Origin of the sequence: Candidatus Kuenenia stuttgartiensis (assembly GCF_900232105.1) — a bacterium.
Classification (GTDB): domain Bacteria; phylum Planctomycetota; class Brocadiia; order Brocadiales; family Brocadiaceae; genus Kuenenia; species Kuenenia stuttgartiensis_A.
The window spans coordinates 896,433-920,122 of the sequence record NZ_LT934425.1 but is presented as its reverse complement, the minus strand read 5'-3'; the positions used below and the strand labels follow the sequence as shown (position 1 = coordinate 920,122).

Annotated in this window: 22 protein-coding genes and 1 pseudogene; 6 read left to right on the top strand and 17 right to left on the bottom strand. The window is 37.0% G+C overall.

Going from position 1 to position 23,690, the window contains the following annotated elements; translation table 11 throughout:
• Positions 1–140 precede the first annotated feature (140 nt).
• The 4 genes from KSMBR1_RS04220 to KSMBR1_RS20755 all read left to right on the top strand — a co-directional run bounded on the left by KSMBR1_RS04220 (position 141) and on the right by KSMBR1_RS20755 (position 1,642).
• On the top strand, positions 141–350 hold the full coding sequence (locus KSMBR1_RS04220; RefSeq protein WP_172953472.1) for a hypothetical protein: 210 nt from the start codon (positions 141–143) through the stop codon (positions 348–350).
• Positions 341–613 (top strand): ribbon-helix-helix protein, CopG family, encoded by a 273-nt coding sequence (locus KSMBR1_RS04215; RefSeq protein WP_099324209.1) that lies wholly within the window; start codon positions 341–343, stop codon positions 611–613. The genes KSMBR1_RS04220 and KSMBR1_RS04215 overlap by 10 nt, the downstream gene beginning before the upstream one ends.
• Positions 614–845: 232 nt before the next feature.
• Positions 846–1,298 carry a paraquat-inducible protein A gene (locus KSMBR1_RS04210; RefSeq protein ID WP_230408069.1) on the top strand — a complete coding sequence of 151 codons (453 nt, stop codon included), beginning with the start codon at positions 846–848 and terminating at the stop codon, positions 1,296–1,298.
• Between the two features lie 92 nt (positions 1,299–1,390).
• Entirely contained in the window at positions 1,391–1,642 is a 252-nt protein-coding gene (locus KSMBR1_RS20755) for a hypothetical protein (protein WP_157820377.1), read from the top strand.
• 435 nt (positions 1,643–2,077) lie between these two features.
• Here KSMBR1_RS20755 and KSMBR1_RS04205 read toward each other — a convergent pair whose 3' ends face one another.
• From KSMBR1_RS04205 to KSMBR1_RS04185, 5 genes are all read right to left on the bottom strand, one after another.
• Positions 2,078–3,721, bottom strand: coding sequence for an NAD+ synthase (locus tag KSMBR1_RS04205; RefSeq protein WP_099324207.1), 1,644 nt, complete (start codon positions 3,719–3,721; stop codon positions 2,078–2,080).
• Positions 3,722–3,746: 25 nt separating this feature from the next.
• Positions 3,747–5,222, bottom strand: coding sequence for a nicotinate phosphoribosyltransferase (locus KSMBR1_RS04200; RefSeq protein ID WP_172953470.1), 1,476 nt, complete (start codon positions 5,220–5,222; stop codon positions 3,747–3,749).
• A gap of 202 nt (positions 5,223–5,424) precedes the next feature.
• Positions 5,425–6,462: an IS630 family transposase gene (locus tag KSMBR1_RS04195; protein WP_099324205.1), complete on the bottom strand. Its 1,038-nt coding sequence runs from the start codon at positions 6,460–6,462 to the stop codon at positions 5,425–5,427.
• A 487-nt stretch (positions 6,463–6,949) separates the two neighbouring features.
• Positions 6,950–7,906, bottom strand: a complete 957-nt coding sequence (locus tag KSMBR1_RS04190) for a bifunctional riboflavin kinase/FAD synthetase (RefSeq protein ID WP_157820375.1) — start codon at positions 7,904–7,906, stop codon at positions 6,950–6,952.
• Positions 7,907–8,238: 332 nt separating this feature from the next.
• Positions 8,239–9,987, bottom strand: coding sequence for a peptidylprolyl isomerase (locus tag KSMBR1_RS04185; RefSeq protein ID WP_099324203.1), 1,749 nt, complete (start codon positions 9,985–9,987; stop codon positions 8,239–8,241).
• A 497-nt stretch (positions 9,988–10,484) separates the two neighbouring features.
• On the opposite strand from KSMBR1_RS04185, the gene KSMBR1_RS04180 reads away from it, so the two are divergent.
• A complete protein-coding gene (locus KSMBR1_RS04180; protein WP_099324202.1) occupies positions 10,485–13,526 on the top strand; it encodes an MXAN_5808 family serine peptidase in 3,042 nt (1,013 codons plus the stop codon).
• A gap of 428 nt (positions 13,527–13,954) precedes the next feature.
• Here KSMBR1_RS04180 and KSMBR1_RS04175 read toward each other — a convergent pair whose 3' ends face one another.
• The 10 genes and pseudogenes from KSMBR1_RS04175 to KSMBR1_RS04135 form a co-directional block, all read right to left on the bottom strand.
• Complete coding sequence (locus KSMBR1_RS04175; RefSeq protein ID WP_157820374.1) at positions 13,955–14,422, bottom strand: SoxR reducing system RseC family protein; 468 nt, start codon at positions 14,420–14,422, stop codon at positions 13,955–13,957.
• A 16-nt stretch (positions 14,423–14,438) separates the two neighbouring features.
• A complete protein-coding gene (locus tag KSMBR1_RS04170) occupies positions 14,439–14,750 on the bottom strand; it encodes an HU family DNA-binding protein (RefSeq protein WP_099324200.1) in 312 nt (103 codons plus the stop codon).
• 172 nt (positions 14,751–14,922) lie between these two features.
• Positions 14,923–16,272 (bottom strand): hypothetical protein, encoded by a 1,350-nt coding sequence (locus KSMBR1_RS04165; protein ID WP_197705326.1) that lies wholly within the window; start codon positions 16,270–16,272, stop codon positions 14,923–14,925.
• 153 nt (positions 16,273–16,425) lie between these two features.
• Complete coding sequence (locus KSMBR1_RS04160) at positions 16,426–16,872, bottom strand: hypothetical protein (protein WP_099324199.1); 447 nt, start codon at positions 16,870–16,872, stop codon at positions 16,426–16,428.
• A gap of 5 nt (positions 16,873–16,877) precedes the next feature.
• The gene (locus KSMBR1_RS04155; RefSeq protein ID WP_420886555.1) at positions 16,878–18,272 is read right to left on the bottom strand and encodes a TRM11 family SAM-dependent methyltransferase; all 1,395 of its coding nucleotides are present in this window, start codon (positions 18,270–18,272) and stop codon (positions 16,878–16,880) included.
• Positions 18,273–18,529: 257 nt separating this feature from the next.
• Positions 18,530–18,710 (bottom strand): annotated as a pseudogene (locus KSMBR1_RS23125) (site-specific DNA-methyltransferase); the annotation flags it as partial.
• A gap of 2 nt (positions 18,711–18,712) precedes the next feature.
• Positions 18,713–19,552: a type II restriction endonuclease gene (locus KSMBR1_RS04150; RefSeq protein WP_099324198.1), complete on the bottom strand. Its 840-nt coding sequence runs from the start codon at positions 19,550–19,552 to the stop codon at positions 18,713–18,715.
• Positions 19,553–19,560: 8 nt separating this feature from the next.
• A complete protein-coding gene (locus tag KSMBR1_RS04145; protein ID WP_099324197.1) occupies positions 19,561–20,454 on the bottom strand; it encodes a DNA adenine methylase in 894 nt (297 codons plus the stop codon).
• A 124-nt stretch (positions 20,455–20,578) separates the two neighbouring features.
• Positions 20,579–21,046: a SoxR reducing system RseC family protein gene (locus tag KSMBR1_RS04140; RefSeq protein ID WP_157820373.1), complete on the bottom strand. Its 468-nt coding sequence runs from the start codon at positions 21,044–21,046 to the stop codon at positions 20,579–20,581.
• Positions 21,047–21,062: 16 nt separating this feature from the next.
• The gene (locus tag KSMBR1_RS04135) at positions 21,063–21,374 is read right to left on the bottom strand and encodes an HU family DNA-binding protein (RefSeq protein ID WP_099324195.1); all 312 of its coding nucleotides are present in this window, start codon (positions 21,372–21,374) and stop codon (positions 21,063–21,065) included.
• 351 nt (positions 21,375–21,725) lie between these two features.
• On the opposite strand from KSMBR1_RS04135, the gene KSMBR1_RS04130 reads away from it, so the two are divergent.
• Complete coding sequence (locus KSMBR1_RS04130; protein WP_099324194.1) at positions 21,726–21,863, top strand: large ribosomal subunit protein bL34; 138 nt, start codon at positions 21,726–21,728, stop codon at positions 21,861–21,863.
• Between the two features lie 68 nt (positions 21,864–21,931).
• Here the strand turns inward: KSMBR1_RS04130 and KSMBR1_RS04125 are convergent, their stop codons facing one another.
• Together KSMBR1_RS04125 and rlmN are read right to left on the bottom strand one after the other, a co-directional pair.
• Positions 21,932–22,117, bottom strand: coding sequence for a ferredoxin (locus tag KSMBR1_RS04125; protein ID WP_099324193.1), 186 nt, complete (start codon positions 22,115–22,117; stop codon positions 21,932–21,934).
• 432 nt (positions 22,118–22,549) lie between these two features.
• Positions 22,550–23,656, bottom strand: a complete 1,107-nt coding sequence (gene rlmN / locus KSMBR1_RS04120) for a dual-specificity RNA methyltransferase RlmN (protein WP_099324192.1) — start codon at positions 23,654–23,656, stop codon at positions 22,550–22,552.
• Positions 23,657–23,690 lie beyond the last annotated feature (34 nt).

Sequence of the window (23,690 nt, the reverse complement as noted above, 5' to 3'; positions counted from 1 at the left end):
TTTGATAACGAGGTGTTAACCCCATGCTTCGGCATGGGGTTAACACAATAAGAGGCTTTAGCCCTGAAGTGAACCCAATGCATTTCTGCTACACAGGGGATAATATTAGTGGAACGCTGCAACCTCCCCCTTACGAGACTATGAGGAACAAAAGGTGCTACATCTGGAGCGGTGATTTCAAAAATAGGTTTAATCGCAAATCAAAATGTGGCCATATCCTCTTTCAAAATAAAATGGATAAATCCATTGCATTGGTAAAACTTGAGAAACTATCCGTCTATGGCAGATACAGCAAAAAAATGATTGAGGGCGCTACTCATCGTCTGAAAGGAGGAAGCGGGTGGGAGTAATAAGCCTGAGATTAAAAGAGAAAGATTTGGAGAGGATTGAAGAACTTTCCAGGCAGGAACATAAGGATAAATCAACAATAGCGAGAGAGCTTCTTGAATACGGTTGGGAATTTTTAATGGTAAGATATTACAAAGAAGGCAAGCTTTCGCAAGAGGGATTATCCAAAAAACTTGATATTTCAATAAGTGAAGCAATCGATGTATTGGCCAAGCTCGGAATAGAAACACCAATAGAGTACGGAAGACTACCTGAAAGGATTTGAGGTCTTTAAAGACAAGTAGAAACATATTAATAAACCCGGCATTAGCGATTTCTCCCACCCCGAATCAACACGTTCATTATAACCGCACCAACCATCTGCCTGTATAGTAGTGAATGCAGACAGGATGCCTAAGAGTTAATAAACGAACTAATTGTTTAGTGTACACCCTTATATTATGCCGCAAAAAAAGTCAATTTATAGTATTAAGCCGTATCGATGGGATATGCCCGTGATGATAGTGATAGCATTGGGACTCCTCATTGCAGGGCTGAACCTTCCAACACTCAAGCTGACAAAAGTAATTTTCTTCACAAATACGTATTCTATTTGGGATGGTGTGTGGGAATTATGGAAGTCGAACCACATCGGTCTGGCAGTAATAATCTTCTTTTTTTCCATCATGTTTCCCTGTGTAAAACTTATTGGCCTACTTTTTGTTTGGTTCGTACCATTAGAACCGGAAGGGAGAAAACGTTTTCTTTACTGGTCAGGTATTTTAGGAAAATGGTCTATGCTTGATGTTTTCATCGTAGCAATACTCGTCATACTGATCAAGACCAGGGATATCGCAGATGCCAACGCGCAGATAGGTATTTATTTTTTTGCCTGTGCAATTATGCTTTCTATCGCGGCTACAATGATGATAGAAAAGATGGTAACTTTAAAAGACGGCACAACTGAATAGTAAAGCCTTAAGATTCTCCGGAACTCTTATATCTTTGGGTGCATTCCTGATTTTTTGTAACTTCCGCTATGTTTTAATGAAACGTTGCAGTAGTGTTAACCCTGACAGGGTTTCAAACCCTGTCAGGGTTGTTTCGTCCTGACCCCATCATTAACGGTTACAAAAAAACGGGAATGCTCCCTATATCTTTTAGAGACAGACTTCATTTTGAAGAAGGTGACAACATTGTCTTTGAAATAAAAGATGATTTTTGTTTAAACAATAGCCAGTTTTTCGATCTCCTGATCAATTTTAGTTTAACTTCCTGTATTGCCCCCGACTTCTCCTTCTTTGTAACACTTTAGTTTTTTGAAAAATTCCAGGAAAAAAGGAGAACCCCAAAGGGGTAATATGATTATAGAAAACACAGTAAAACCACGCCTAATCCCGAAGGGATGATATAATCGCCACGGTTAGGTATTTTATGAAAGGCAACACAGATAAAATTATATCACCCCTTCGGGGTTAATTACGGGTTTTTCGCATAATTTCTATAATCATTTCATCCCTTCGGGATTATTGGGATTTTTCAAAGAACTAAAATGTTACCCTTCTTTTAATTAGGCCTTCGGCAACTTTTATTTGTTGCACAAGTAAAATATCAGTCAACGGCTTTCTTTTTTACAAAAAATCGGGAATACACCCCTTCAACTAAGGAACTGTAAATGTGGGGACATTTCCCTTATTTTCACAACAAATCAAGCAAGAAATATGGGAAGTGTCCCATTATTAATGGCCATTTACTCGCCGGTAAATTTATGTGCTATTGGCATGCGTCTGCCGGAGCCGAATGCCTTTGACGTTACTTTTATCCCCGGCGCAGCCTGACGCCTTTTGTATTCATTTCTGTTTACTTTTTGAATAACGTCACGTACGGTTGTTTCATCAAACCCCATACGTACAATTTCTTCTATACATTTAGCTTCTTCAATGTATGCCTTTAATATACTATCGAGAATATCGTAAGGAGGCAGGCTGTCCTGATCGAGCTGGTTTGGTCTTAATTCCGCCGAAGGTGGTTTGGACAGTGTTTCCTGCGGTATTATCTCCTTTTCCCGGTTCATGTATTTAGCCAATTCATACACCATCGTTTTTGGCACGTCTGAAATGAGCGCAAGCCCCCCGTTCATATCTCCGTACAATGTACAATACCCTATCGCCATCTCAGATTTGTTTCCCGTAGAAAGCACCAGATACCCGTACTTATTAGACAAGGTCATGATAATATTTCCGCGGATTCGCGCCTGTAAATTCTCTTCCGCTATATCGAAAGGCAGCCCCCTGAATTCTTCACGCAGGATCGTTTGGTAACCATCAAACAGATCTTTAATGGGAAAGATTCTGTAGTCAATGGCAAGATTTTTTGAAAGCTGCACCGCATCATCAACGCTGCCCTGTGAAGAAAATTGAGATGGCATAATTATGCCCATTACATTTTCGCTTCCCAGCGCTTCTACGGCAAGGGCAGCGGTTACTGCGGAATCTATACCGCCGCTTAACCCAATAATCACCTTCTCAAAACCACATTTTACGACATAATCCCGAAGCCCAAGAAGAAGTGCTTTTTGAACTGTTTCGATTGGAGTAAAGGTCTGCGGGACAACCTGTGTTGCGGTATTTTCAAGGTCAACGACAATTAAATCTTCCCCGAATGCCGCTGCCTGAGCAATACGCTTGCCTTGCGCATTGATAACAGCACTGCTCCCATCAAAAACAAGTTCATCATTGCCTCCGATCTGATTTACGTAAATGAAAGGGACTTTGTACTTCTTTGCATCATGCGTAAGCATCCTCAGCCGTATTGATTCGTGCTTCTCAACCGTAAAAGGAGATGCGGAAATATTGATAATAACATTCGCACCCTTCGATATGAGCTTTTCAATGGGGTCAGTTTCATAAAGTGGACGCATCCAGAATTCTTCATCGTTCCATATATCCTCACAAATAGATATTCCAAGCGTATAGTTATTAAACTGGACTGGGGCGATGGAACATGCAGATTCAAAATAGCGGGATTCGTCAAAAACATCGTATGTCGGGAGAAGCGACTTGTGGTGCACCGACACAATTTGTCTGTCTTGAATAAATGCGGCTGCATTATGGACGAGTTTGCCGTATGATTGCCTGTTTCTGTCAACGAATCCCACAATAGCGGCAATACCTGATACCTGTTGAGTTATGTCCCTTAACGCCTTCAAATTGTGGCCTACAAAGGCAGGAATATCAAGAAAATCCTTCGGCGGATAACCAGTAACTGCAAGTTCGGGGAAAACAACAAGGTCTGCATGTTTCCTTTTTGCCTGTTCTATGAATGAACATATTTTCCGTACATTGTTTTCAAAGTCACCAACGACAGTATTAATTTGTGCCAGCGCTACTTTCATATTTTTTCACCTGAAGATCCTCTTTTCAGTTATTCCTTCTCAGGAGTTGCTCTGCCTCTCGTTTTTTTGCTTCTAATGCCTGACTTTTTTTAACAGGATAGGTTTCAGCATTTCTAAGACGTTTGTATGGCTCCGGCAATTTGACAATATTACACAGTGCATTATTTTGAATCTCCTGTAAAGCAGGCAGGGCATAACATATTTCGCCACCCTTTACCACCTGTATTAAAAGAGGAATGGCGTCTCCCTGCTCATTTTCAAGCCCTATTATATCCTCAACAAAATGAGTATCTTTGTCTGTACGACGGTAGACTTGTTTTTTGTACGGATAAGTAAGCTTATCTTTGCTGAACTTCATTTTAGGGACAGGCTTTCCGTCATGTTCCTGTTCGACCAGTTTATAAATTCCTCCCAATGCAGGCGCATCCTTTGACGTTACCATTTCAGTGCCCACGCCAAAGGAATCAATAGGAGCCCCATTTCTTAGCAAGTCGTCAATACGTTCCTCATTGAGATCGCCGCTTGCAATTATTTTAACATGATGCATCCTTTGACTATTCAATATTTTTCTTACTTCTTTGCTTAGTTCCAATAAGTTTCCACTATCGATACGTACTCCTTTCAGTTTTTCACCTATAGCGGCGGCATGTTTCGCCCCGACGAGTGTGTCATAGGTATCAATAAGGAGCGCCGTATCATCAGGAAATGTCTCATGATATTTACGAAACGACTCCGCTTCGTTTTCAAAAACCATTACCCATGAGTGGGCAATTGTACCGGCAGGGGGAATATCCAGCTCATATGCTGCAAAAACGTTAGAGGTGCTTTTACATCCTCCGATAAAACAAGCGCGGGCTGCAAGGATGCCTGCCTGCGGACCATGGGCGCGGCGTGTTCCAAAATCAATAACATCACGCCCTCGGGAAGCATAGACGACTCTCGACGCCTTTGTTGCAATGGAACTCTGAAAATTAATGGTGGAAAGCAGATATGTTTCGACAATTTGCGCCTCAATTATGGGGGCTGTTACCCTAAGTATAGGTTCTTCCGCAAATACAATCGTCCCTTCAGGAACGGCAAATACATCGCCGCTAAAGGCAAATTTTTTCAAATATGCAAAAAATGCATCACCTACATGACTGAAAGCCGGTTGTTTCCTGATAAACCGGATAGCTTCAGGTGAAAACCGGATATGGGTTAGGTAGTGAAGCACCTGTTCTAGTCCTGCGGTAATTATGTAACTGCGATTTTCCGGCAGGTGGCGAATATAAAATTCAAACGTGGCAATATCATGCATGCCGTGTTCAAAATATCCGGCAGCCATAGTAAGCTGATAAAAATCAGTAACAATACCAAGTGAGTCTTCGGAGAGAAAAAGGGATTTTGGTTCTTTCATGGATATGGAAGGGAAAAAGGATTTGTCCGTATTTTTACACCAGTTAAAAAAGGCATTCGGACAGTAAGATTTGCACCGATCTTTCAAAGAGTTAAGTATAAACAATAAATCACCTTTTTGGTGAAATACCATCTAAGCATAACTATTTGTTCTATCTGTGATTAGCAGTGCTCATCCGTGTTTGATTGCAGGGTATAAGTAGTCCTTTTTTGTCAATATTTAACTCTTTTCGCACCATCATAGTGTATATTGATAAGTTTTTACTTCAAGGATAAGCCCTATTACTTCTTTTATATAGTCAAACAAATCAGGTTTTCGAAATTTGCTCGCCAATAATTTGAAAATTTTCAGTTAAAAGAGTAGACAATTCATCTGTATACTCGTTAATATTTTTGAAAAAACTTAAACATTTGTTTTTAAACTTCTCATAAGTATCATAATACTTGTTATACAATATTTTTTTGCGAAAGAATTTCCATAATCTTTCAATGAGATTTAAATTGGGTGAATAGGAAGGGAGAAATTTGATCTTTATTCTCGAATTTGCAAGGTATTCTTTGACCAACTTAGACCTGTAATATTTAGCATTATCAGAGATTATGTAAATAGTACCGGCTTGAGCATACCTTGACTCTATTTCATGGAAAAGCTTTATTGTTGATTGAGCATTGATGCTTTCATCTTCCCGGATTGTTACTTCAAAGGTTTCTATGTCAATAGCACCGTTTAAATTTATTCTTTTCCTGCCGGTATTAGAGGGTATTTCCTTCTTTTTGCCTTTCTCTATCCAGCAATATGCAGACGTAGAATTGTGCTGTGGATGAACTCCATCCATAAAAAGTATCTTATCTCCGGGGGCTTTCTCTTCTTTGAGTTGTTTGTATTTTTCGACAAATTCTTTTTGTTTTTCAGGGTTTGCTTTGCCTGGAACTATTGTAGTTTTCTTGTAAGTAAAGCCTAATCTATCGAGGGTATGTACCATTCCTTCGGGTGTATAGATTTTATTGAATGTCTGTTTTACATATTCAACAATTTCTTTTGCCGCGCTATAGTTGTTTTTCCTGATATGATCTTTTAATTGTTCTTCTTGTTCGCAGGTGAGTTTTGGCACACAGCCAATATAATTGTCAGATAAAAGCCCGTCAAAACCTTTATCTTTGTATAGTTTTTCGTAATTCCTGATTGTTTGATCGTCTAACAAGAGCGCCTCTGCTACTTCTTCATAACTCCATCCTGAATCAAGAAGAAGTATAGCTTTGATTCGGTCGGCATGACGTCTATGAGGCTCTTTCTTATGTGCTTTTTTAAATTCTATTCGGGTTTTTTCACTGAGAAATGGATTCATGCAGAATTTAATACTCTAGAAACAATTCAAATGCAAGAAAAAAACAGATTTTTATAAAAATAAATGCTTTTTACTATATTACGGTTAGCTTCTGCTGTGGTCTTGCCTTGAGTAAAACAATTTGAGTGTTCTCTGCATTGGGCAATATAAAACTTTCCGTCTTTCTCTATATCAATAGTAAAATTTTTACGTATAACAAATCTCCTTCAGCTAATTTTTTTCTTAAATGCCTACCACGGTACACCAATCTCTTTTGCTATTCTTTGTACTACTATCCATCAACTTCTTGTTTTTTATGCTCGTTTTTCAAAATGCATAACCGTAAGGCATTGATTAGATGAGGATTACGTAAAGTTTGGAGCATTGGGTTTTTTGTCATTTGAATTTGTTTCGTATTTCGATATTCGTATTTTGAATTTGGTTGCGGCCAAAGGCCGCGCCAAGTTGTTCTTGGGAAAATTTCTAGGAGCGACATATTTGAATATGGCTATTTCGTCAAGGCTCCAGAGAGCATCTTTTTCAACAACATTTCTTTATCTTTTTCTATTTGCTGTTTTAATGCTTCAATGGAACCGAAGGGTATTTCGTCTCTGATCCTGAAGAGAAACTGCACTTCAAGGTTTTTTCCGTAAATTGATTCGTGAAAATCCAGTATGTGTGTCTCTATCTCCATGGTTTCGTCTTCGCTTGATAAGGACTCTTTGAAAAAAGTAGGCCTGGAGCCGATATTGGTCAATGCCAGATATTCCCTTTCCTTCCAGCATACCTTTGTGGCGTATACGCCTTGTGGTGGCCTGATTTCGTGGTGCAAATCCAGATTTGCGGTGGGATATCCCATAGTTACGCCTCTGCCGGATTTTCTTACGACAGTGCCTAAAACAGAGACAGGCCTTCCAAGCATGGCTTCCGCCTTCTCTAATGCGCCTTCCTGAATGGCTTTACGGATAACAGTGCTGCTGATAACCTGCCCCTTATAGGTTTCCGGTGGGCATTCGTGTGCTTCATAATGGTATTTGCCCGCCAATTCCTTTACGAGTTTGATATTCCCGCTTCTATTCTTTCCAAAATGGCAATTAAAACCAAGCACTATGCATTTTGAATCTAACTCTTTTACGAGTATGTTTTCTATAAAATCTTTTGCGTTTGTTTGTGCAAGGGAATCGTTAAATGGCAATATTAACGTATAATCAACACCCAGCCTTTCAAACAATACCAAACGATGCGACAGGGAAGTGATGAAAAAAGGGGTTTTGTTTTCCAAAAGAACTCTTGGGTGTACGTCAAAGGTGATAATGACAGAGTCTCCGCTCTTTTTAGAGGCTAAACTTTTTGTGTATTCAATAATTTTCTGATGTCCACGATGTACGCCGTCAAAAACACCAAGTGTAACTACCGGATTATGAATTTTTCCTTTAAATTCGCTTATACGGTAAATCTTTTCCAATGATAGCTCCCCCAATATATGCCATAACACATGGAAAACGACGGACGAGAGATGAAGGGACTAAAAAAAACAAGGATGTCCATCAGCTATCGTCATATCCCCCAAATTTTTGTTATTTAAAGCAGTACCATTTACGTAGTAACAAGGTAAGAAATTGGAATTTATTCGCTACTCCAGACTGTATTGGGGAATCTTGAAAGACGCCCGGCGGAGTTACTCTAAACGAAGTGAATATGTCCAGAATGACCGCAAAGGAGATATCTTCTCCTCCTTTTGTGGCCAGAGATTATGAAGGTTTCATCACAAACAGGATTTTTGCCACAAGTACGTTTCTATTGAAATTTTGTGTAAATTTCCATCTGTTTGTTCATGTCGGCTTTCCATGCGGTCAAAAAGGCCTCCTGTTTTTCGTACAAAAACCTTTTCATGACGTTTTCCCTGGTTTTTTCAAAAAGAGCGGTATCGGCAGGTTTTCTCTCTATTACACTTATTATGTAACACGCCTTTTCATCAAGAGTTTCTACAGCAAAGGCCACTTCGCCCGGTTTTAATTCAAAGGCCTTATTTGTGAGGTTAGGGCGGTCTGCATCAAGCGCCTCTATATATCGCGAATCCCTGTCAAAAAGTTTCATAGGACGCTTGATGTAATCAGTTTCACATACCAGAAAATCTTTTTGACTATACTCACCAGCAATTAATTTTACAATATCTTCAAACGCAGTGGCTGAATTGGAACCACTTGTGTATTTTTCTGCGATTTCTATCGATTTTTGCAATCCCTTTTCTATTGTAATGTCCCGTAAAACTTTATTTTTGATCTCCTCAAATGGGGCAGGAGCGGGATATTTCTTATCGATTACCTGAAAAATAACAAACCCCTCAACAAACTCCAGCGGCATAGATGGTTCAAATTTTTCCCTGTCAAAAGCAACCTTCGAAATCTTATCAGACCCCGGGAAGATTTCCCACAAATCGCTTTCTGCAAGAAACTCGCGCTTCGATTCTTTTCCGGCAGGAATGGTGCGGGTTAATTTATATTTTACGGCAAGATCGCTGAAATTCGGGCGGTCTTCCTTGTCTATTGTTGCGTAAATTTCCTCATCCACCTTATGTATCACCTCTGATGCTTTTTCCCTTGCCATTTGTCCTGCAAGTATTTTCCGAATTTCATCCTTTACCGCATCATACGATTTGTAAACGTGGCTAAGGTCCTTTTCCTTTGTGTCGCCTTCTGACATTGTCTCCGTTTTATCCTCAGGAACAGAAGATTCTTCGGTTGTTATTTCTGCGGGATCGATTTTATATTGCGTTTCCTTATTATCCTCATAATACTTCTTTATATCTTCCTTCGTAACATCAACAAGCGCCTGCATATCGTCAAATTTAGCAATAAGGCATTCAATCTTTACCATTTCAGGAAGCATGTAGCCTGGAGTTCCACTGTGTGCATCATATTCTTTGTTCTTGTATTTATTATAAAACGCTATTAGCTCTTCTTCATTTACCTGAACGGTATCGGCAAAATCACTCGCCTTTAATGCCATGATTTTTAACTTTACCTGCTCGTTTTCCAGAGAAAACCGGTACCAAAGTTCCTCACTTGTTACTTTTGTGGATGAACGCAACAGAGATTCCAGCTTTTCAACCAGCAGGGCTTCCCTGATAGTACGTTGTATTTGATCCGGAGTAAGTTTAAAAGTATTACACAGAAACTGCATTAGTCTTCTTTTTTCAAGCTCAGGAGTTTGCCCGAAAACCTGAAAAGCAATTCTCCGTAAACCGTCTTCAACTTCAGGGCTTGTTATCATTAATCCCATTTGATTTGCCTTTTCAACCATCAGAAACTGCTTCCAGACTATAGGGATAATTGATTCCTGCGTTTGAGGGAAAAACAACCTCTGCCACCTGATTGCCATTTCGGTAAACTCATCCTGTGTAATCTTCCTTCCCAATACTTTGGCGATAGGTTTTTTGGGAATTAATTCCATCGCGGAAAAGCTTATGCCCCAAACAGAAACGGCAAATATCATTATGATATAAACGATTTTTTTATTCTTTTGTAGCCAGGAAGTGGATACCATTATTTCCCTCTTAAATTTTCTAAAAACTCTATGAATGAAGCTAAATTTATGACAAGCGTAGCATTTTATCTGTTCTTCCTATAATTATCAAATGCTTTTTTCATAATCACTGGGCAAGGCAAATTTCCTTGATAAATCTGTTCCTTCTCTCTATACTCAAATTGCTACTTGTGTACAGTAGTGCCAGTTAGTGAGAGTTTTGTTTTTCAAGGAGATCGACCACCGGAAAACACTATTTTGGCCTTATGTGGCGGCAATTCATGGATTAGCTCCCACAATGCATTAAAATTATGTTATGTATTGGACTTTTACAAAAAATGAAATCGATACTACATTTATCGTAATTGTTATGCATGGTCTCTTGCCGTATTACTCGCCTTTTTAATGAGCGAATCATTGCTATTCAACAGTTTACGGCGTATCTTTATATTTTTGAGTAAGGGTTTAGTTACATTGTGTAAAGTTACTTTGATTTTTTGATCAAAAAGGAAATATTCATGAGATTAAAGCATCCGTTTAAGTATGTGTTAATAATAATTATAATTTCTATATCTTCCATTTCCGGTTTTTTTGTTGTTTTCAATAAAACATTTGGTCTGGAACCCCATTTTGAAAATCTGTCAGTAAAAGAAGATACTGAATATAAATTTCGCCTTCCCGGAATTGTACTTTCCTATATTAACCGCCTGTATGTTGACCCTGACCGTATTGATAATGTTGAAATGGTTAAGGGAGCTCTTGATTGGCAGGAAAGAGTCATACCTGAAGTCTTGGTAGACTACTCTGAGGAGAAGAAGATAAACACCGTTACGGTTGACACTGTTTCAAAGACATTTGATTTGTCAGAAGTTCACCGGTCCAAGGATGTTTTCAAAGTGCTGCAGGATGCCCTGGATTTTATCAATAAGCATCGGGAAGAGAACGCATCACTTACCGCCAGCGATGTGGAATATACGGCAATCAACGGCATGTTGACGCAGCTTGACCCGCATTCCATTATCTTACCGCCAAAACAATTTACCGAATTTAAGATTGGCACTACCGGCAAGTTCGGAGGACTCGGCATGGTGGTAGGAATAAGAGATGGCGTTCTGACGGTAATTTCTCCCATTGAAGGAACCCCTGCTGCAGTGGCAGGAATAAAGGCAGGAGATAAAATTGTGGAAATTGATGGAGAATCGACCGTAGATATGGACCTTACCGAATCTGTTGGGAAACTGCGTGGTGATCAGGGTTCAACCGTCACACTTTCCATTTTAAAACATAAAGCAGTAGAGACAAAACTTTTTGCCCTCAAACGGGAAATAATAGTAATTCCTACGGTAGAATCCGCATCTATTGAAGGAGGTTATGGCTATGTAAGAATCAGGAATTTTCAGGATGATACCTCTCAGCGCCTTAATGAGCAGTTAAAACAATTAAACAAAAACAATGATAAAATGAAAGGACTCATTCTCGATTTGCGGAACAATTCGGGTGGTTTGTTAGACCAGGCAATCAAGGTGTCTGACAAATTTCTGGAAAGTGGCTCTATTGTTGTTACCGTTGGGCCTGGAGGCCATCCCAGAGAAGTGATCGATGCAAAAAAAACGGATACTGACGAGGAACTGTACCCCATAGTGGTGCTTGTCGATGCAGGAAGCGCCTCAGGGGCTGAAATTGTTGCCGGCGCTCTAAAGGAAAATAACCGTGCGATAATCGTCGGAGACAGAACATTTGGCAAGGGGTCTGTCCAGCAGCTTATAGAGTTAATGGACGGTTCGGCGCTAAAATTAACCATCGCAAAATATCTTACCCCTCTTTTTACCGACATTCAATCTTTTGGCATTACACCGGACATACAGCTTGTTCCGGTGACCGTAGAAAAGGACAACATCAATCTTTTTCATGGCATCACGGCAATCAGGGAAGAAGATCTGAAAAAACATTTGGACGACCACCACAAAGATGCATTTCCCTTTGCTACCCTTAAGTACTTCCATGAAATAAAGGAAAAAAAAGAGGACGCGGTTGCCGGGAAAGAGGCGGAGGTGGAACCTGCGGAAGACGAAGACCCTTACAAACTGCCTGATTTTGATAAAGATTTCCATATTGTCTTCGCCAGAAAATTACTGGCAAACACTTCTACATGGAAAAAAGAGGAAGGTTTTCTGCAAAATTCTCTTTCAGTAATTGACGCAATTTCCGAAGAGGAAGAAAAGAAAATAGCACAGGCGCTTGATAGCTTGAGTATTGACTGGTCTGAAGGGATAAATGAAGGGGCATCCGCAACAAATGTTACTTTTTTAACAAACCCCATTAATAAACGGGTAAAGGCCGGAGAAAAAATTACGCTTACGGTAACTATTGAAAACACGGGGGATAAACCTCTCTATCAATTGCGCGGAATTTCTTCCAGCAAAAACGGTCTGTACGATAAACATGAATTTATTTTTGGTAAAATAGGCAAAGGAAGTAAAAAGACGTACACCAAAACGATAGAAATACCAAAAAATTCACTTGATCGGGAAGATGAAATTACTATTAAATTTGAAGAGTTAAATAAAAACAACCCGGCAGATCTTAATTTAACTGTGGCAATAGAGGCATTGCCTCAGCCGCTTTTTGCCTTTTCTTATCAGATTTTAGATCAGGCAACAAACTCTTCAGGCAAAAATAACGGTGATGGATTAATAAACAAAGGCGAAAATATTAATCTCCTTGTCATGGTAAAAAACATGGGAAATGGGATTTCCGAAAAAACGGTTGTTACCCTCAGAAATTTGAGTGACAAAGAGGTGTTTGTAGAAAAAGGCAGGGTTGAAATTGGTCAATTAAATCCGGGAGAAATCAAGGAGGCGGAATTAACTTTTAACGTCAAAGAAACAATTGCTTCTAATGAATTTAATGTGGATATTATTATTTCCGACTCTATCTTCGGCGCTTTTTTAAGTAATACATTAAAATTCTCCGTGGTTGCCGGTGTCCCCCAAAAGCTGACGGCCAGTTCCAAACTTTTGAAGATAAACAAAAACCATATTCCACTGTATGGTGGAATGTCATTTGACACCCCTGTTTTATCAATGATGAACGAGGGCACAATTCTCAAGTCTGACGTCAGCAACGCTGATTGGTACAGGGCGGAACTTCCTAATAATAGATACGGATGGGTTTCTGCAAAGGACGTAACTGCGGTAAATAATGATGCCGGAAAATCATCCGACGAACTCGAAATGTTTATACAGCGAATCCCCCCCACCATTTCTCTGGATGGCGTGCCAAACATTTTATTTGGCGAGGAAGAATTATCCATTTCTGCACTTGTAAAAGACGATACCCACGTAAAACATGCTTATGTACTGATAAACAATGATAAAATCTTTTTCAAATCAAACAAACATGTAAGCCCAAGACAACAATCGTCATTGAAGATTGATACAAAACATTCGTTAAAAGAAGGTCCAAACGTGATTACTATCATCGCCCGCGATGATCATGATCTGGTAAGCATAAAATCATTTGTAGCAACAAAGGGCATAACGGTAGCAAAAGGCATGTAATGGGTTACTGTGCTTTTTTCCTATGCCATTTGTGTACAGCAGGAACGCTCGTATAAAGTTTCGGTGAAATGTATATGTAAAAATAAATACCTTTGTGAGGGGGGGCCCGAAACAATCTATTGTTCTAAAAAGACTTACGATTCTTTCACTGTCGTTCGTAACGGATAAACATAGTTTGTGTCAGTGCCACCCTGTATAAAATTCACATTTTGTGAACATCTTGACGATAAAAAAGACCGGTTGCAAAAGGAACGATGTGGAAGTTCTTTTGCAACCGGTCTCTTTTTGGTTGCTGAGAAAGCATTACCACATACAAAAACAACATTAATCAAAATAAGAACTAAGTCTTAAATAATTAGAGACATGCAACAACTAATGCTTCAATCAAATATCCTTCTCCTTTTAAATTTAAACATAAGGAGTGGAATCTATTTAAAAATGGTGTCGTAGCTATTGTGGAGATTATAAGGAATGATTTTTTGAGGTGTGGTTGTTTTACTTTTTGACATTTTGTCGTAAATAGCTGCTATAACCAATGAAGATATAAAAAAAATAAATCCACAAACTATAATTCTTATGTCTTTTGATGTTATACCAAAAAAGTTGTAATTTTGCCCTACGTAACTACCCACTAGTAAACTAATTAATGGAAATACAAACACGAGTATTATACTTTTGTAAGGTGAATGGATTGTTTTTTGCGTAACTACCAATTGCCCTTCCTTTGTGCCGGGAACTGTTTCAACTTCCAAATATTGCGAACTACCTTTTACCTCTGCACAACCACTGCAACTCTTACAGTTCTCCGCTGTTTGTTTTAGTAATTCGATGGTCGTTCTGTTGCCGTTAATACGTTTTATGATACCCGCTTCTTTTACTTGTGTTTGTTTAAACATGGAAACTCCAATACATTTATTGCGGTGGGGGTTGTGTTTGTGGTGAGTTGCCAACTTTTTCCCGCATGAGTTTTCCAACCTTGAACACAACGACATTTTTTGACGGTACAAAAGCAACTTCTCCGGTTCTTGGGTTTCTTGCCTTGCGTGCCGCACGCTGGCGAATTTCAAAGACGCCGAAGTCGCGCAATTCAATGCGATTACCCTGTGAAAGCTCCCCTATAATTTCATCCAAAAACATTTGAATTGTCTTTTTTACCACCATATGCGTGTTGTCTGTTTTCCTGGCAATCTTTTCGCACAGATCCCTTTTTGTCGTTGTTTGCATTACATATCTCCTTAATTATAACGGTAAGTATATTACTGGCAACCTATAGAAGTATTTAACTGAGCGAATACGTTAAAAATAAAAAAATTATCTCTTTCTCGGGTTTAGGGGATTAATGAAAGGCTGTGACCTATGTGTGTATTTATGAATGAATATATTTTTATACAACTGCTTACGACATTATTCCACCACCGCCTTCACCAACTCTTGTTCTAGCCTTATCCCATCCAGTCTGACCAAAAATGCTGATAGATGTAGGCGGATTAAGCTTTTTAAAAATATCGGTTTTAGGCTTACAGACAATTTCAAAAGGGCATTCTTTTAGATTCGGAAGTAAGGAATTATTGCCAGAAACAAAACCAGAATTTTCAATTACTAAATAGCCTTCATTATCTGTGCATGGCAATACCTTATTTATTACATGAGCCTTACTTTTTACTTTATTTCTGAAGCATATTTGGCAGGTCTTATTCCTCCCTGAATGCCATTTAAAAGTATGATTTTCTGTTTCGCATTTAAAAATGCATAATGATTCTTTGCAGAATTCTTTCCCTATAATCCTGTAAATGAAATAATCAATCAGGCTGGGGCTAGCGATGCACTCTTTTGGATATTTGTTATTCCATATTTCCCAAACTCTCCGCCATGCCAATGCATTCATATTGTCAATGAGGGTGTATTGATAGCAAAAAACATCCAGAAAGCTGCTTATTAAAACAATATCGGTTTTTAAAATTCTGCTTCTTAGGGCAACTTTTACAGTATTTATGTCACTCGCAACATCAATTTTATCAAAATTTTTTGGATTCTTCCAAACTCCTAAGACAACCATATCCCTTAAGAACATGTCCGTCTTTTTATTACCAAAACCAGAACCCCGATTGTTTATCAAAAGGGTTCTTACCTTTTCTATATCATTCTGGCAAAATGACAACAGTTCATAAGGTTCAATTCTATTGTCAATTAAGAGTTTAGAAGCTGTAATTGCATATTTGACTCGTTTATCATTTTGCGAAAGGCTTGTTATTCCAATATTTCTTAAGAAATCTTCTGGGTTTTGATTAATGTTATTTGTATCAAAAATACTTGGGTCGTCTTTATACCGTTTAAATAAATCTTCAAATTTTCTTGAACCTCTAAAATCCTGATTGGCAGAAAAATACCGTATTTTACAAATTTTTTCAGGTGTTAGAGAACACGTGCTATATAATTCATAAAAAAGCGTCCTTCCATATTTGGTAAAAATATCGTGTAACACTTCTGCAACATTCGAACATTGACTATCATCAATCTGTGGATTTAGTATCTGCTTATGATATTTCTCCCAGAATTTATGAAATTCGGAGAAATATTCAAACTCAACATCTAAAATATTTGTATCTCCAATACCCTTATAATTTGTGTAAAAATATTCGTTTATTTTAGAAATAATATATTTTATTTCATCGATATATAAATCCCGTGATAAGGATATATTTGAGTTGTTTAATAAGGCTTTAAAAAATGTGCTGAAAGTATTCATATTGTAAATTTCGCATCAGAATGGGTTAGCTTGCAAGAGTTAAAAGTTAGATATTGATTTAACTTGATCGAGAGACTTAGAAAAAGTGGAATGAAACATCCATTGTTTTGCTTCAGACGGAAATGGAATTTCTCTTATTGAAATAAGCTATACTTAAATTATTTCAAAGGAGGATGAAAATAAATAATCCGCAGATAGGAGAAAATTAAGGAAGTTTTTTATCTGTGCTAATCTGCAAATCTCTTTTTGATTAACATATAATAAATTTTCTATACTTAAAAATTTTTCTCGTTCCTCATTGTTTTTGAATGGTTTCGTTTGATTCCAAACATTAATTAAGAAATCGAGAAATTCCTGGGTTTTTTCCCTATCAGCATAAAGCTTTATTAATATATCTGCTGTCCAGTGAATATGTTTTGGTGTTCTGATTCTGGTCCACGGATCTCTTACATTTTGTCTGTATTTAATGAGAATATCGTATTTACTTATTAAACCTTGATATACACCTACAATAAAACCACCATTTATTTCAAATACCTTCAAAGGGAGGACCTTCTTACCATCCTTATTAAATGACATAAATTTTTCTAAGTATTCCATAGCAGCTAATCTTTCTTTTTGTAAACTAGTAAATACTGGTGCGAGGTATGTAAATCTGACATATTTTCTTTTTGAACAATTTTTCGGTTTTCGGTGGTAACAACAATAATTTCTTTAATGACAAATTCTGTAAATTTCACTGAATCAACAGTATACTTTGCCAAAGGTTCTACAAATTTACCAATTCTTACGTCTTTTGTCTGGACAACAAAATGTCCACCTTCGTTTATATACGGCAATTCATTTTGCAAAACATCTTTTAATTGTTTTAGATACAAAGTGATGTCGGAACCGGAATATTCTTTTTTATCCAAACAGGAGGACTTGACAAATAATAGATTTTTCTTTCTTTGATGAGAAAGAAGCGATGTTTTCGCAGAATCTAACCCAATATCAATTACTTTATATCCATCTTCTCTTGTATATCTGTCAATAACATTTTTATTTAATAATTTTTCAAAATTATCCTCTGCAAATATCCAAACCGTTGAAGTTTCAAGTTCCTCCAGTTTTTTCTCAAGCTTCGGTTTTTTTTGATAGTGTCTTAAAAAACCATATTCAACATAATCTTCTTTAACTTCATCTGCTTCTATAATAGGTTTTTCAAAAATAGGCAGGTATTCGTGAGCTAATAAAAGAAAGTTAAACTTAATACTGTTTGTATACCAAAAACCAGTTGTTTTGCAATTATGCTGGCGCTTTATTACTAGTTCTTTAATTTTAAACCCTGCATTCAAAAAGACATTTATAAGGTTAAACCCTAGTGGTATCACATGCTTTTTCTTCCTCGTATCTCCAATAAGAATAGCACATTGCCTGCCTGGTTTTAATACTCTATAACTTTCTTTAGCAACTTTATCCATTTCTTTCAAAAAAAGTTCCGTATCAAGACTGGATAAATCACCCTCTTTGGAATCTGTATAATGAATAATATTTGCATAAGGAGGATGGGCACAAATGAGATCGATAGAATTATTTTTCAAAAATGATAGATTCCGCGCATCTCCCACAAACAATTCTGGTTCATATATTTTATATTGGCTGTGCTGGCTATGCTGGAAAAGTGGTTCTATTACCGGAACTTTAAAATCAACATTTTTTTTCGCTAAAGCTATAGCCGTATCATTAATATCAATGGCAATACATTTTCTACCCAACAATTTTGTTTCTATTGCAGTAGTACCAACTCCGCAAAAGAAGTCCAGGACAGTTTCTCCTGGTTTTGAATATTTAAGAATTACATTACGTGGAATGTAAGGAGACCAGTTGCCCCTGTACTCTCCACTGTGTGTTGCCCAATTACCCCTGCTTTTAAAACTCCAAACTGTTGTGGTTTCTTCGCTAAAATCTTTTGGCTCAAAAGTCTTTATTTTTTTATGCTTAATAAAACCAACATTAATACCCTTGCTTTGTGTTATAAGTTTTTCTAAATAGCGGAAGGTGATTCCATATTTTCTTCCAATTTCTACTTCCGGCATACCGTTGTCAACATCAGTTAGAATAGATTCTTCAAGCAACTTTATGCTGTGAGATTCTTTAAAATGAGAAGATAATGCATGCTTTACCTCAGAGTTACAAAGGGTACAAAATTCTGTTATCAAACTTGGATTTTTCGATGTTTTTTGAATCATTCGAAGCCACCTGATTTATCCAATTAACCTTTATTTACGCTCACGATTTTACCACTTTGAATTGAAAAGTCCGTTGTTAGATATAAAATATGGTGGACATGTAAAAGCCATATCAAATTTATGTTCAAATTAAGACAAGAGAACCATTGTATCTCCATGAAGTAAATATAAGTTTTTATCTTCGGATTTGAAATGTGAACATACCATACTTAAAAAGAAACAGTTTTTTCTTTGTTCAGTTTTTCAATGAATAAATGAAGTGTAGCAAGATTATACATACTTGGAATGACACTGAATGCTTCTTGTAGCTTGTTTGCGGCTGAACGCCAAACCTGACCGTCGGTGATCCAAACAAATTCAAAATTATTGCATTGATTAATTTTGGATGCAACATCAGAATATGACCTTGCTGTTTCATTAAGTTTAGAACCTGTACTATTGTAAAAATTCGCTTCGATCAAATATGTTTTTCTCTTGGTTTTTATTGCAAAATCAAAACATTTTAAATCTTCACCTAAACTTAGAATTTCAGGAAAATCAGTAATGTTGACCTGCTTTTTATGGAAAATCTTTGCGTTATCGAAAATCAAAGCAACTGCTTTTTCCATCTTATCACCGCCTCTATTTTTTCTTGCATTTGTATCTAAACCGACTTCAATACCAAAAACATAATCGACAAGGTTCGCGATTTTACAGTTTTTAAAAACTTCAGCTAAGCCAGTGTCTTTAATATATTCAAGTATCTTCTCAGCAGATTCAAAATAGGTTTCGAGAAGAACGATTTTACCTTCATTATTAATGACTTTCTTTTTGTCTTTTTTTCTAACTGCGATTAATACATCAAGTACTTGAAAAACACCTTTATTTTCCTCATAAAGTTCATTAACAGCTTGTTTTAAATCCTTTTTACCGATAAGGTAGTTTAGTTGATGCAGCTTTATTGAAATTTTATTGATGTTTGAAGTTATTTTTTTGAAATCAGTAAAATAATCAAGGGTTGCATTTGTTTCACTTAGTAGTGATAAGAATAGTTTAAATTGTTCAGACATTCTGTATTTTATTGGTTTGTAATTAATAATTCTTTTAAGGAACCTCTTTTTTCAGGATTAGCATTAATACTTCTTCTGGCATCAACTCTTAAAATCGTAAAATCACTATACAAATCATCAAAAAAATTATCAGCAGAATTTTTTCCTTTAACATCAGAATTGCTCAAAATCCATTGATGACCAAGTACATTTAATTTAGAACAAAAGTTTTTCAGTCTTATTTGTTCTTCATCATTGAATTCGTCTTTTGCGTATGAGTTAAAACTTGATGTTTCGCTTAATGGTTTGTACGGTGGATCGAAATAGAAGAATGAATTGTTTGTCGCTTTATCTAATGTCGCTTCGTAGTCACCACAAAGGATTTCAACTTTTTGCAAAAGATTACTTACAGATAAAATGTTTTTACCATCACAGATAGTAGGTTTTTTATAACTACCCATCGGTACATTGAATAAATTCTTACTGTTTACTCTGTATAGCCCGTTAAAGCAAGTGCGATTCAGAAAGATAAATAAAGCAGCTTGGCTGCTTTTTTCTTCCTTTCTTGTATTGTACAATTCTCTTTTCTGATAGTAGTACTCTTTTCTTTCTTCTTGTTTGCTGTCAAGATTGTGATATTCATTTTGCAGGATTTGCAGAATTGAAATAAGCTCTTCGGGTTTTGTGGCAATGACTCTGTAAGTGTTTATCAAGTCTTCGTTAATGTCATTGATAACCGCTTTCTCTAACTTTGGAAAGTTGTTGAGTATCCAAAATAAAACAGCACCACTTCCTACAAATGGCTCAAGGTAAGTAAATCTTGATTTAGTAATATCGTATGGCAACGACTTCTTTATTTCGTTAATGAGTTGCGTTTTGCCACCAGCCCATTTCAAAAATTGTTTTGCTATTTTGTTTTTCATTGTGAAGTCTTTAAAATGTTTTTTGTCTTATTCAAACCTTGCAATGCAAAAGGGTCTTTGTCCTGATTATTACAACACCTTTTCATTTATCCTTGGCTTTAAATTTAAACATAAGGAGTGGAATCTATTTAAAAATGGTGTCGTAGCTATTGTGGAGATTATAAGGAATGATTTTTTGAGGTGTGGTTGTTTTACTTTTTGACATTTTGTCGTAAATAGCTGCTATAACCAATGAAGATATAAAAAAAATAAATCCACAAACTATAATTCTTATGTCTTTTGATGTTATACCAAAAAAGTTGTAATTTTGCCCTACGTAACTACCCGCTATTAAACTAATTAAGGGAAAGACAAACACGAGTATTATACTTTTGTAAGGTGAATGGATTGTTTTTTGCGTAACTACCAATTGCCCTTCCTTTGTGCCGGGAACTGTTTCAACTTCCAAATAGTGCGGACTACTTTTTACCTCTGCACAACCACTGCAACTCTTACAGTTCTCCGCTGTTTGTTTTAGTAATTCGATGGTAGTTCTGTTGCCGTTAATACGTTTTATGATACCTGCTTCTTTTACTTGTGTTTGTTTAAACATGGAAGCTCCAATATATTTATTGTGCCGGGGGTTGTGTTTGTGGTGAGTTGCCAACTTTTTCCCGCATGAGTTTTCCAACCTTGAACACAACGACATTTTTTGACGGTACAAAAGCAACTTCTCCGGTTCTTGGGTTTCTTGCCTTGCGTGCCGCACGCTGGCGAATTTCAAAGACGCCGAAGTCGCGCAATTCAATGCGATTACCCTGTGAAAGCTCCCCTATAATTTCATCCAAAAACATTTGAATTGTCTTTTTTACCACCATATGCGTGTTGTCTGTTTTCCTGGCAATCTTTTCGCACAGATCCCTTTTTGTCGTTGTTTGCATTACATATCTCCTTAATTATAACGGTAAGTATATTACTGGCAACCTATAGAAGTATTTAACTGAGCGAATACGTTAAAAATAAAAAAATTATCTCTTTCTCGGGTTTAGGGGATTACTGAAAGGCTGTGACCTAATCTTAACTAACTTCTAGGCATGCCACTTATGACTAGTTTGAACATAGTATCAATTCAAAAGATCAATGTCAATAAGAATTTACGACTATTCTGCAACAAAAATCCATGGTTAAAAAACCAGATACTCCCGTATTATTTTTACATAAAATTCCTTGACAATAAAACAGCTAATACGATAATATAGTCCTGTTAATTTTGATTTAAGGAGAGATAGATTATGAAAGTAAGAATTAGGAAAAGTTCGATAAAACGTAAGAGAATGTGCGGTTTTAGAAAAAGAATGCGGACAAAGGGAGGGCGTGCTATTTTAAATAGGAGACGCCGCATAGGGAGAAGGCCGCTACTGAATGTTTGAGCGAACAAAGAAAAGAAAGAGACCCTAAAAATTGAATACATTATTTAGGGTCTCTTTTTGTTTAGAAACTAATCGAGGCTGATGGCCTCTACGGGACATTCTTCCGCTGCCTGTCTACAGGTATCTTCATACTCAGAAGGCACTTCAATATCCTTCGCTTCGGCGAGATCACCGTTCATATAAAAAATTTCAGGACATGTTTGTACGCAAAGTTCACATCCTGTACAAGTATCTGCATCTACTTTTGCATGCATAAAAAACCTCCTTGAAAAAACAAAATAATGTGATTAAAAGTATTAAAAATTCCTTAAATAAAGAAATATCAAGTTTCCCCCCCACCTCCTTCCTAATGATGCTCTTTTTTTTGTAAAAGTTTGCATCCCTTTTATTTTGCCAGAAAATGATGTTCTTATAATACTTTTTATTTACAAGAAATATTTCTACGTCAGTAAATAAATCTGTTGATTAACCCCCAATTTTTGCCCCTTTTCTGTAAGATGGTTGTTGTAAATCATTAGCATGGGGCAAACGCAGGGGTTAGTATCTCTCTTAAATTCATTCATAATAATTATCATGTTATTAGATAAAATACAACAATCTTTTTTTTTAACTTTGAAGAGGAAAATGTATCTGTTTGATATGTCTTTGCCGCAAAGAAAAACACGATATCCGTATCTTTCACACTTTTATTTATAATTTGCGGGGAGAAACAATGACGGTGGTGTATGTAATATCTTTTCTCCATGACAATGCTTTTGAATTTGTAGCCTAAGTTGTCCACATGCAGCATTTACGTTAATTCCTCTTCTTTGACGAACCGTGGCGACGATGCCATGATTTTTTAGCACGGTGCAGAATGTTTCCACTGTTTTTTGTACCGGGGGGGCAAAATTGCCTTCCTTTATTGGATTTACAGGAAGAATATTAACGTTGCACTGAACTCCTTTTAATATTTGTGCAAGTAATTTGGCATCCTGTTTTGAATCATTAATGCCGTCAATCATGGTATATTCAAAACTAATATCTCTATGGGTAGCATTAAAGTATTCCTGCGCAGCACCCAGGATGTTTTTAATCCCTGTTTTACTGTTTGATGGGACGAGTTTATTTCTTGTATTATCATTCGATGCATGAAGAGAAATAGCAAGATTTACTTTGAGCCCTTCCTTTGCCAATCTTCTGATTCCTTCTATCAGGCCAACGGTTGAAATAGTGATATTTCTGGCACCTATCGCCAGACCCCAATCAGCATTCATAATTCTGAGAGACTTGACCACCTTATCATAATTGGCCAGTGGCTCTCCGATTCCCATAAAGACAATATTGGTAATGTGTTCATTTGCGGGGAGGTGGTTTTTGATATGTAGAACTTGTTCGATTATTTCCCCGGTTTTAAGGTTTCTGGTAAGTCCTAATACACCACTTGCACAAAAACTACACCCCATAGCACAACCAACCTGCGTTGAAACACATGCCGTCCTCCTCTTACCGTCTCTTAAAAGCACACATTCAATTAAGTTGTTGTCCGGCAAATGGATCAGAAATTTTTCTGTACCGTCTTGCGAGGTGTTTATTGTGTGTATTTTGGTTTGAAAAACATTGTGTGCTTCTTCAAGCTTTTCTCGAAACGGCAGGGGAATATCGGACATTTGATTAAAATCCGTTGCGCCTTTTTTATACATCCATGAAAGAATTTGCTTCCCCCTGTAAGAAGGCTCTCCCAATGAGCGGCAAAGTTCCACCGATTCAGATAAATCTAATTCGGTAATTGAAGTTAACTGTAATTTATTCATACCCAATTTTTTGAAAAAATAAAAACGTTCGTTT